The following is a 9,592-nucleotide window of genomic DNA, read 5'->3' on the forward strand; positions in this document are numbered from 1 at the left end:
GCACCGGCCCGGCCGGGCCAGCCGTCGCGAGCCCCCGGCCCCCCTCTCGGTGGCTGCGGGACGGACGCGGGACGGACGCGGGACGACAGACAGCGGCGCCCCACCGCCGGGGGTACCGGAGGTGGGGCGCCGAGTTCGGCAGTCGCAGCCGGACAGCACCGATCAGTGCTGGTCGGCGACCTGCTCGCCGGTGCGCTGCACACCCGGGGAGGCCTGGCCCGCGACCGCGGCCGGGTCGCCCTCCAGCGCCGGCTGGCGCTTGGCGATGGCCTCGACGACCTTGCGGGCGAGGTCCTGGGGGGCAAGGCCGACCTCAGCGATGATCTCGTCACGCTTGGCGTGGTCGAGGAATCGCTGGGCGATGCCGAAGTCGCGCAGTGGGACATCGACGTCGGCGTCGCGCAGCAGCTGGGCCAGCGACGACCCGACCCCACCGACCCGGCCGTTGTCCTCGACGGTGACGACGAGGTCGTGGTCGCGGGCCAGGTCCACCAGCACCGTGGGCAGTGGCTTGACCCAGCGGGGGTCGACGACGGTGATGCCGATGCCCTGGCTGGCGACGAGGCGCGCCACCTCCAGGCAGGTGGTGGCCATCGCACCGGCGGAGACCAGCAGCACCTCGCGGTGCTGGGCCACCGCCGGCGAGCGGAACAGCACGTCCACCCCGCCGATGGTGTCGATCGCCGGCACGTCCGCGGCGACCTTGCCCTTGGGGAAGCGGACCACGGTCGGCCTGTCGGTGGTCCCGACGGCCTCCCGCAGTTCGGCGCGCAGGGTCGGCGCATCCCGGGGGGCGGCGATCGCGAGGCCGGGTACGACCTGCAGGAACGACATGTCCCACATGCCGTTGTGCGACGCGCCGTCTTCCCCGGTCACTCCGGCCCGGTCGAGCACGAACGTCACCGGCTGGTTGTGCAGGGCGACGTCCATGAGGACCTGGTCGAAGGCACGGTTGAGAAACGTCGCGTACAGGCACACAACCGGCTTGAGCCCGCCCATGGCGAGCCCGGCGGCCGAGGTGACGGCGTGCTGCTCGGCGATGCCCACGTCGAACACCCGGTCGGGGTATGCCTTGGCGAACGGGCCGAGGCCGACCGGCTGGAGCATCGCGGCCGTCAGGGTGACCACGTCGGGCCGCTCGGCGCCGATCTGGACGATCTCCTCGGAGAAGATGTTCGTCCAGCTCGTGGTCTTCGACGTGGACACCGGCTTGCCGGTGACCGGGTTGATGACGCCGACGCCGTGGAAGTTGTCGGCGTCGTCCTGCTCGGCCGGCGGGTAGCCGAAGCCCTTGCGGGTGACGCAGTGGACGATGACCGGCCCGCCGAAGCTGCGGGCGCGGCGCAGGGCGGACTCGACCGCGACGACGTCGTGACCGTCGACCGGGCCGACGTACTTCAGCCCCAGGTCCTCGAACATCCCCTGCGGCTGGACGACGTCCTTGATGCCCTTCTTGATGCCGTGCAGCGCGTCGAACAGCGGCGCGCCGACCAGCGGCGTGCGGCCGAGGACCTGCTTGACGACGTCAAGGACCTGCTCGTACTCGGGGGCGAGGCGCAGGGCGGCCAGATGGTCGGCCAGGCCGCCGATCGTCGGCGCGTAGGACCGGCCGTTGTCGTTGACGACAATGACGACGGGGCGGTCGTCCGCCGCGATGTTGTTCAGGGCCTCCCAGCACATGCCCCCGGTCAGCGCGCCGTCACCAACGATCGCGACGACGGCCCGGTCCTCCCCGCGCAGCGCATAGGCGCGGGAGAGACCGTCGGCGTAGGACAGGGCGGTCGAGGCGTGCGAATTCTCGACGATGTCGTGCTCGGACTCGGCCCGGCTGGGGTAGCCCGAAAGGCCACCCCGCTGGCGCAGCCCGTCGAAATCGCCTGACCGACCGGTGAGAATCTTGTGGACATAGGACTGGTGTCCGGTGTCCCAAAGGATGCGGTCGAACGGTGAATCAAACACTCGGTGAATCGCCAGCGTCAGCTCGACGGCACCGAGATTAGGTCCGAGATGGCCTCCGGTACGCGCGACGGCGTGAATGAGGAAATCACGGATCTCGGCCGCCAAGATGCCGAGCTCCTCATGGTCGAGGCGCTTGACGTCCTGGGGACAGCTGATCGTGGACAGAAGCGACACGGCGTGAACTCCCTCTCCCGAAAGGGGATCGGTCCGGGTCCGGCAAAGTCTACGCAGGTCGCCTGCGCGCCCGCAGACAGCCTGGCGACATGTGAGTTCCTCGTGGATGGGGAGGCAATAGGCCTGCTCGCGGTAAGATGCACCCCCGGCTCGCACACTATTGGTCGGGATGCGGGTACGCAGACGTACTCTGCTGCGCGGCGTGGCGCGCGGACGACACGCCGGGGCGATCGGGCGGCGCCGGATCCGATCGGTCGGCCCCGGCGATCACCTCGCGTTCCACCCCATGTAGGTCTTTGGTTACTGCAGGTTCGATGACGCGTGGCTCCAGCAGCGCCACACATTCGACATGGGCGGTCATCGGGAACAGGTCGAACGCACGCAGCGAGATCAGCTCGTAACCGGCGGCCGATGCGGCCGCCAGGTCCCGGCCCAGGGCCACCGGGTCGCATGCGACGTAGGCGACGGCACGCGGGTGGTGGGCCAGCAGTGCGGCCATCACGGCGGGCCCCGCCCCGGTGCGGGGCGGATCCAGCACGGCGGTGTCGACGCGGCCGGCCGTCGGCCCGCTGCCGACCACTCCGCGCACCGTCGCTGGAGTCACCCGCAGCGAGCGCAGTGACACCTGAGGCAGGTCGGCAAGGCTGCGGGCGGCGGCGGCCACCGCCGCGGCGTCGGATTCCATCGCGACGACCCGGCCGCCGGGGCCGACGTCGACGGCAAGGAACGCGGCGAACAGACCCGCCCCCGAGTACAGGTCGAGCGCCGTCTCCCCCGCCCGCGGCCGCAACGCGTCCCGGACGGCGGCGACCAGCACCTCCGGCGCGCCCGGATGGACCTGCCAGAACACATCCGGCCCGAGCTGGAAGCGCCGCTCCCCCACCGTCTCGACGACCTCGCCGGGCGCCGCCGCGACGGGATACACGGCGACGGCCACCTGTCCGGTGGACGGGCTCGCGGCGACCTCGACCGCCTCGGCGCCGGGAAACCGGCGCCCGGCCAGCGCCTCGGCCACGAGCGGGTGCGCGATGCGGCAGCCCGGAACGGCCACCACCGTGTGGGAACGGCTGGCCCGCAGCCCGATCTCACCCTGTGCGGTGACGGCGAAGCGCATCCGGGTCCGCCAGCCCAGACCGTCGTCCCCGTCGCCGCCCGGCCGGTCGCCCCGGCCGCCGACGGGCACCGCCTCGACAACCACCCGCACGGGCCCGCGCCGGGTACCGGGCGCCCCCTGCCGACCGGCGGACGCGGCGGACGCGGAATGAGCCTCGGAGCCGGGATGGGCCTCGGGGTCGGCCACGGCGTCCAGCCCGCCGAAGCGGCGCAGCGCCTCCGCGATCACCTCGGCCTTGCCCCGACGTTGCGCCGCGAGGTCGGCGTGCTGCCAGTCGCAGCCCCCGCAGGCGCCGGGGCCGGCGTGCGGGCAGGGCGCCTCCACCCGTTGCGGCGAGGGGGTGAGGATGTCGACGGCGTCGGCGCGCCAGTAGCGGTCGTGGGAGTCGTCGGTGACCCGGGCCCGGACCCGCTCGCCAGGCAGGGCGTGCCGGACGAAGACGACCCTCCCACCCGCGCGCGCCACACAGAACCCGCCATGGGCCACCTGACCTACCACCAGCTCGATGAGCGATCCCACCGCGGTCGCGGCGGCGGAATCCTCCACGGCCGAACCGGACGCGGCGGACGCGGCGGACGCGGACGGCGATCCGTCCGTCGGCGGGTGGGGACGGGCGGCCCCGCCAGGGCGGCGAGCCGGCTGGCGGCGAGCGGGGCTCATTCCCGCTCCGCCGGCCTCGACCCGGAACCGGGCTGGCTGACGTCCGTGGAGCCCACGGGAGCCGGCGCGCTCACGGCGGGCGGCGTCCCGCCGGGGCCGGCCGGGGTGTCCGGGCCGCCGACGGGTCCGGGCAGGGCGGCCCGGCCACGGCGAACCGCGCCCGCTCCGGTGCGCTCCACCCGCCGCTCCGCACCGCTGGACGAGGCCAGCTGCCAGGGCACGCTGGTGACCATCACGCCGGGTTGGAACAGCAGCCGGGCCTTGAGCCGCAGCGCGCTCTGGTTGTGCAGCAGGTGCTCCCACCAGTGGCCGACGACGTACTCCGGGAGATAGACGGCCACGACGTCTCGGGGGCTCTCCCGCCGAATCCGGGCGACGTACTCCAACACCGGTCTGGTGACCTCCCGATAGGGGGACGCAAGCACCACGAGATCGATGCTGATGCCCCGTTCCGCCCACGCGTCGCGCAGCCGGTCGGCCTCGGCCTGGTCCACGGCCACGGTGAGGGCGACGAGGCTGTGCGGCCGCGACGCCTTGGCGTAGGCCAGCGCCCGCAGCGTCGGCGCGTGGATCTTGCTGACGAGGACCACGGCCCGGATCCGCGACGGCAGGGTCGGTGGGCCCGGTTCGGGGGTGAGCTCGACGGCGACCCGGTCGTAGTGGCTCCTGATCCCCCGCATGCCGAGGTAGATGATCGGGATGGCCAGGCAGACGATCCAGGCGCCGTGGGTGAACTTCGTGATGAGCACGAGGACCAGCACCGTGCCGGTGAGGCAGGCGCCGATGAAGTTGATCGTCTGTGAGCGGCGGATCCGGCGACGCGCGACCGGATCGGGCGCGGCCGGGCCGGTCGCGCGCAGGATGCGCGCCCAGTGCCGCACCATCCCGGTCTGGCTCAGCGTGAACGAGATGAAGACACCGAGGATGTAGAGCTGGATCAGGGCGGTGACCTGAGCGTCGAACGCGACGATCAGCACGATCGCGAAGCCGGCCAGCAGCACGATCCCGTTGGAGTAGGCCAGCCGGTCGCCGCGGGTGTGCAGCTGGCGAGGCAGGTAGCCGTCACGGGCGAGGATCGAGCCCAGCACCGGGAAGCCGTTGAAGGCGGTGTTCGCGGCCAGCATGAGGATGAGCGTGGTGACCGTGGCGATGTAGACGAAGCCGGGCGAGCCGTCGCCGAAGACGGCGGCGGCGACCTGGGCGATGACCGTCGGCTGCTCGCCGCTGGCCCCGACCAGGTCCTTGGTGTGCTCGGCGACGTGCACGTCCGAGATGAGGGCCAGGGCGGTGACGCCGGCGAACATGGTGACCGCGATGACGCCCATGAGCAGCAGGGTGGTCGCGGCGTTGCGGCTCTTGGGCTTCTGGAACGCGGGCACGCCGTTGCTGATCGCCTCGACGCCGGTGAGCGCGGTGCAGCCCGAGGCGAACGCTCGCAGGACCAGGAACGCCAGCGCCAGCCCGGCGTAGTCGTGCTCGGCGACCACGTGGTAGCCGGCGCTCTCCGCGCGCGGGGTGTGACCGAGGGCCGTCTTGACCAGACCGGTCACGATCATCACGGCGACGCCGGCCACGAAGCCGTAGGTCGGGATGGAGAAGGCCGTCCCGGATTCGCGCACGCCGCGCAGGTTCATCATCGTCAGCACGATGACGATCACGATCGCGATGAGGACCTTGTGGGAGGCCAGTCCGGTGACGGCGGATGTCAGGTTCGCAACACCCGCCGACACCGACACCGCGACCGTCAGGACGTAGTCGACGAGCAGGGCGCTGCCGACGAGCAGGCCGGCGCGGGGGCCGAGGTTGGTCGAGACGACCTCGTAGTCACCGCCGCCGCTCGGGTAGGCGTGCACGTTCTGCCGGTAGGAGGCGACCACTGTCAGCATGAGCACGATGACGGCGCCGGCCAGCCAGGGTGAAATGTGATAGAAGGCCAGCCCGCCCAGTGACAGGACGAGCAGGATCTCCTCCGTCGCGTACGAAACCGACGACAGAGCGTCACTGGCGAAGACGGGCAATGCGACCCGTTTGGGGAGCAGTGTCTCCCCGAGCCGGTCGCTCCCGATCGGTCGACCGACGAAACCGCGCTTCAGGCGGTCCGTGAGCGCCACGCGGCGATGCTACCGACGTCGGGTACCGCTATTCGCAAGTGTGACGTGGCACACACATAACCACGTCGGTCGGGTCCACGCGCCCGAGGGTGGCGGATCTCCGCATAGAGAGCACTCCGGTGACGTTTCGCGCCGCTGCGGCCGGATCCGACTACGCTCCCCTCGTGCATGTCGTGATCCTCGGTTGTGGCCGAGTCGGCTCCGCCCTCGCCCGCGGCGTCGAGCGGCTCGGTCACTCCGTGGCGATCATCGACCAGAACACGGCCGCGTTCGGTCGGCTGGACGCGAACTTCGCCGGCCAGCGCGTCACCGGGATGGGTTTCGACCGCGACACCCTCATCGAGGCGGGTATCGAGCGGGCCGCCGCATTCGCCGCCGTGTCCAGCGGGGACAACTCGAACATCATCGCGGCCCGGGTGGCCCGGGAGATGTTCGGCGTCGAGCGGGTCGTGGCGCGGATCTACGACCCGCGCCGCGCCGAGGTCTACGAGCGGCTCGGTATCCCCACCGTCGCGACCGTGCGCTGGACCCGCGACCAGATCCTCGGTCGGCTGCTCCCGGACGCCGTCACTGCGCAGTGGTCCGATCCGTCCGGCTCGGTGCTGCTGACCGCGATCGCGCCCGGGCCCGCCTGGGTGGGGCGCAAACTGCGCGACCTGGAGGCGGCGGCCGGGGTACGCGTCGTCTGCGTCACCAGGTTCGGCGAGGGCGTGCTGCCCGACGCCCGCACCCTCGTCCAGGACGGAGACGTGCTGCACACCGCCGTGACGAAGGCCCATGCCACCGAGGCCGACACGGTGCTGCGCACCGGTCCGGAGGAGAGCTGACCATGAGCATGCGCCAGGTGGTGATCGCGGGTGCCGGCAAGGTCGGCCGCTCCATCGCCGCCGAACTGCTGGAGAACGGCTCCGAGGTGCTCATCATCGAGCGGGACCCGCAGAAGATCCGCACCGACGCGCTGCCCGAGGCCCGGTGGCTGCTGGCAGATGCCTGCGAGCTGTCCCAGCTCGACGCCGCCGGGTTGAACGAATGCACCGTCCTCGTGGCCGCGACCGGCGACGACAAGGTCAACCTGGTCGTGTCACTGCTGGCGAAGACCGAGTTCGGGGTGCCGCGGGTGGTCGCCCGAGTCAACCATCCCAAGAACGAGTGGCTGTTCACCGAATCATGGGGAGTGGACGTCGCGGTGTCCGCGCCACGGCTGCTCACCGCGCTGGTCGAGGAGGCTGTCAGCGTCGGCGACCTGGTGCGGCTCATGCGCTTCCGGCAGGGCGACGCCTCCCTCGTCGAGCTCACCCTCGCCGAGGACTCGCCCGTGGTCGGTCAGCGGATCGGCGAGATCGCCCTGCCGCCGGACAGCGCCCTCGTGGTGATCCTGCGCGACGGGCGGGCGGTCATCCCGTCGCCGGACGCGGCGTTGGAGCACGGCGACGAGGTGCTCGCGGTCGCGACCAGCTCGGAGGCCGAGGAGCAGCTCGCCGCCCTGCTCGGCCCGGTGCCCGGGCGGACGCGGACCCTCACCACCGGCGGCTGACCGCTCAGCGCGGCGGGTGGAGCGGATCGACCGGCGCCCCGGGGGACGGCGGGTCGGCTCGCAGCACCTCGCCTTCGACCACGGCCGCGTCCGACGCGGCGGGCGGCTCGGGTGGCAGCGGGGCGAGCCTGCGCACGATGGCGAAGCTGGCCAGTACGGCGAGGCCGAACAGCGGCAGGCCGAGCGCGATGTTCGCCGCTGCCAGCCAGCCGGACTCGTCGGCGAGGTAGAGCACGCCCTGCACGCCGAAGCGCAGGGTGAACACGGCGCCCCAGACCAGCGTCGCCCACACCGCCGCGCGACGCTGCCGGGCATCGTCCTTCCAACCGACGTAGCGGGTGTCCAGGCCGGCCATGAGATAGCCGGCGATCGGCCGGCGCAGCACCACCGACAGCAGCGCCACGACCACGCCGAGCGCGTTCTTCGCGATGCCGGGAAGGAAGAAGCCCTTCGCGTCGCCGGTGCGCGAGGCGACGAACGCCGCGACCGCGACGGCGAACAGGCCGGAGAACGTCTGCTGCGTCGGCTCGCGCCGCACGATGCGCAGGACGAGCAGCCCGAGCGCGGCGGCGATGGCGACGGCGATGCCGGCGGTCAGCCCGGCCTCGGCGTTCACCGTCACGAACGCCACGGTCGGGATGGAGCTGTCGATGATCCCCCGGGGCCCGCCGATGGCCTCGGACATCGTCATCGGCGGTGCGTCGGGGGTGGGCAATCGTGGCATCGTCGGTGGAGATCCTGTCGGTGAGAGGCCGTTCCCCGCGGCGAACCTAGGCGCTCGCGGAGGGGACCGGGAGGAGTTCGTAACGCGGGTTGAAGATGCTCGGGCGACCTTCCTGCACGGTGATGCGCCCAGACGCCTTCACCGAGGCACCGGCCCGCAGGCCCGGAATGTCCCGGCGGCCCAGGAACACCAGCGTCACGGTGCCGCTGCCGTCGTAGATGTCGACCTCCAGGGTCGGCGCGCCGGCACGCGCACGCACCGTCACCGCTTGGATGGTACCCGCGACGCAGGTCTCATCCCGGTCACGACAACCGCTCATCGGGACGGCGCCCGCCGCCGCTGAGGCGGCCTGGAGATCCTCGGCGTCGAGCTCGTTCGTTCCCGCCGTCAGCTTGTGGAGCTTGCGGCCCCACCAACCGTGTGGCTCGCCCACGGCTCCTCCGTTCCCGCGCGAGCAACCCTGCCCGGACACGTCTGATGCAACGAATGACCGAGGCTCAGTGTGCCCGCGGCAAGCCGTACGATCGAGCGATCCCCGCGTGGATACGTACCGTATGCAGTACAGCGCTGCGCGTTCGTATCCCGGTCAGCGCAGCTCGGCGGTGCGGACGCCGGGCACGGGCAGCTGGGGCCGGCCGCTCGTCGCCGCGGTCGCGGAGCCGCCAGGGCCCTCGGGATGCTCGGCGACCTCCCGAGGCAGCGTCAACGGCAGGGGATCCCGCACCGGCATCGCGCCCTCGCCACGGGCCACCACGAGCTGGCGCAGCGTCTCGTCGAGCAGCGGGGCGGCCCCGGGCTCGCCCCCGGCAACGCCGGTCACCACGGCACGCAGGAACCAGCGTGGGCCGTCGACGCCCATCATCCGGCCGGGGACGGTCTCACCCGGCCGGCCGGTGGGCAGCAGCATCCGCAGCTCCGGCCCGAACGCGCCGCCCGCCTCGCGGCCGCCGGCCGTCTCGATCGTCGCCAGGATTTCGGCGCGCACCTCGTCCCACAGGCCACGGCTTTTGGGAGCGGCGAAAACCGACAGCTCCATCGCGCTGCGCCCGTCGGTGACGAGCACCGTCAACGGCTGGCCGGTCGACTCCTCCACCTGGAACTGCACCTGCACGCCCGGCAGTGCCGGGATCCGCAACGAACCGAGGTCGAGCCGGTGGAGATCATCCTCCGGCGCCTCGGTGACGTCGTAGGGACCGTCCAACACCACCGGCGCAGCCTCGTCGACCGGCGCGCGCCGTCCTGGCGCCCCGGGCCGAGGCGCCTCGCGCTGGTCAGATTCCCTACGCCCGCGGCCGAACACCACCGGACTCCCTCCC

At 72.2% G+C, this 9,592-nt stretch carries 8 protein-coding genes; 2 read left to right on the forward strand and 6 right to left on the reverse strand.

All coding sequences use genetic code 11. The features are described from left to right. Window positions 1-162: 162 nt before the first annotated feature. From dxs to NBZ83_RS25770, 3 genes are all read right to left on the reverse strand, one after another. A complete protein-coding gene (dxs, locus tag NBZ83_RS25760; protein WP_261568570.1) occupies window positions 163-2,133 on the reverse strand; it encodes a 1-deoxy-D-xylulose-5-phosphate synthase in 1,971 nt (656 codons plus the stop codon). Window positions 2,134-2,290: 157 nt separating this feature from the next. Next, entirely contained in the window at window positions 2,291-3,907 is a 1,617-nt protein-coding gene (locus NBZ83_RS25765; RefSeq protein ID WP_261568571.1) for a class I SAM-dependent RNA methyltransferase, read from the reverse strand. Further along, window positions 3,904-6,018 carry an APC family permease gene (locus NBZ83_RS25770; RefSeq protein WP_261568572.1) on the reverse strand — a complete coding sequence of 705 codons (2,115 nt, stop codon included), beginning with the start codon at window positions 6,016-6,018 and terminating at the stop codon, window positions 3,904-3,906. The genes NBZ83_RS25765 and NBZ83_RS25770 overlap by 4 nt, the downstream gene beginning before the upstream one ends. 119 nt (window positions 6,019-6,137) lie before the next feature. Between NBZ83_RS25770 and NBZ83_RS25775 the strand changes: the two genes are divergently transcribed. Both NBZ83_RS25775 and NBZ83_RS25780 read left to right on the forward strand, forming a co-directional pair. Further along, entirely contained in the window at window positions 6,138-6,845 is a 708-nt protein-coding gene (locus NBZ83_RS25775; protein ID WP_368861909.1) for a potassium channel family protein, read from the forward strand. A 2-nt stretch (window positions 6,846-6,847) separates the two neighbouring features. Beyond that, entirely contained in the window at window positions 6,848-7,552 is a 705-nt protein-coding gene (locus tag NBZ83_RS25780; RefSeq protein WP_261568573.1) for a potassium channel family protein, read from the forward strand. Window positions 7,553-7,556: 4 nt separating this feature from the next. Here NBZ83_RS25780 and NBZ83_RS25785 read toward each other — a convergent pair whose 3' ends face one another. From NBZ83_RS25785 to NBZ83_RS25795, 3 genes are all read right to left on the reverse strand, one after another. Beyond that, window positions 7,557-8,276, reverse strand: coding sequence for a DUF3159 domain-containing protein (locus NBZ83_RS25785; protein WP_261575963.1), 720 nt, complete (start codon window positions 8,274-8,276; stop codon window positions 7,557-7,559). Window positions 8,277-8,322: 46 nt separating this feature from the next. Next, a complete protein-coding gene (locus tag NBZ83_RS25790) occupies window positions 8,323-8,709 on the reverse strand; it encodes an OB-fold nucleic acid binding domain-containing protein (protein ID WP_251744775.1) in 387 nt (128 codons plus the stop codon). Window positions 8,710-8,862: 153 nt separating this feature from the next. Further along, a complete protein-coding gene (locus NBZ83_RS25795) occupies window positions 8,863-9,576 on the reverse strand; it encodes a DUF3710 domain-containing protein (RefSeq protein WP_261568590.1) in 714 nt (237 codons plus the stop codon). Window positions 9,577-9,592 lie beyond the last annotated feature (16 nt).

The organism is Frankia gtarii, from assembly GCF_025403375.1.
Lineage (GTDB): Bacteria > Actinomycetota > Actinomycetes > Frankiales > Frankiaceae > Frankia > Frankia gtarii.

What these genes read in the sequence shown, in the direction of transcription:
- NBZ83_RS25780 (WP_261568573.1), top strand. Translation starts at nt 6,848, where the DNA reads ATGAGCATGCGCCAGGTGGTGATCGCGGGTGCCGGCAAGGTCGGCCGC.
- NBZ83_RS25785 (WP_261575963.1), bottom strand. Translation starts at nt 8,276, where the DNA reads ATGCCACGATTGCCCACCCCCGACGCACCGCCGATGACGATGTCCGAG.
- NBZ83_RS25765 (WP_261568571.1), bottom strand. Translation starts at nt 3,907, where the DNA reads ATGAGCCCCGCTCGCCGCCAGCCGGCTCGCCGCCCTGGCGGGGCCGCC.